Origin of the sequence: Klebsiella sp. CN_Kp104, assembly GCF_040064515.1 — a bacterium.
GTDB lineage: Bacteria > Pseudomonadota > Gammaproteobacteria > Enterobacterales > Enterobacteriaceae > Klebsiella > Klebsiella aerogenes.
In genome coordinates this window covers 1-863 of record NZ_JBEAII010000018.1, presented here as the reverse complement: position 1 = coordinate 863, position 863 = coordinate 1, and the positions used below count along the sequence as shown (strand labels likewise).

Annotated in this window: 1 rRNA gene; it reads right to left on the bottom strand. The window is 51.9% G+C overall.

Annotated elements, in window-relative coordinates:
- Nucleotides 1–843 (bottom strand): 23S ribosomal RNA (locus ABLU80_RS13485); the annotation flags it as partial.
- Nucleotides 844–863 lie beyond the last annotated feature (20 nt).

Genomic DNA, 863 nt, shown 5'->3' with positions numbered 1-863 from the left:
TTCACGAGGCGCTACCTAAATAGCTTTCGGGGAGAACCAGCTATCTCCCGGTTTGATTGGCCTTTCACCCCCAGCCACAAGTCATCCGCTAATTTTTCAACATTAGTCGGTTCGGTCCTCCAGTTAGTGTTACCCAACCTTCAACCTGCCCATGGCTAGATCACCGGGTTTCGGGTCTATACCCTGCAACTTAACGCCCAGTTAAGACTCGGTTTCCCTGCGGCTCCCCTATACGGTTAACCTTGCTACAGAATATAAGTCGCTGACCCATTATACAAAAGGTACGCAGTCACACCCGAAGGTGCTCCCACTGCTTGTACGTACACGGTTTCAGGTTCTTTTTCACTCCCCTCGCCGGGGTTCTTTTCGCCTTTCCCTCACGGTACTGGTTCACTATCGGTCAGTCAGGAGTATTTAGCCTTGGAGGATGGTCCCCCCATATTCAGACAGGATACCACGTGTCCCGCCCTACTCTTCGAGTTCACAACCTGTGCATTTTGGTGTACGGGACTATCACCCTGTACCGTCGGACTTTCCAGACCGTTCCACTAACACACAAGCTGATTCAGACTCTGGGCTGCTCCCCGTTCGCTCGCCGCTACTGGGGGAATCTCGGTTGATTTCTTTTCCTCGGGGTACTTAGATGTTTCAGTTCCCCCGGTTCGCCTCGTTAACCTATGTATTCAGTTAACGATAGTGCAACGAATTGCACTGGGTTTCCCCATTCGGACATCGCCGGCTGTAACGGTTCATATCACCTTACCGACGCTTTTCGCAGATTAGCACGTCCTTCATCGCCTCTGACTGCCAGGGCATCCACCGTGTACGCTTAGTCGCTTAACCTCACAACCCGAAGATGTTTC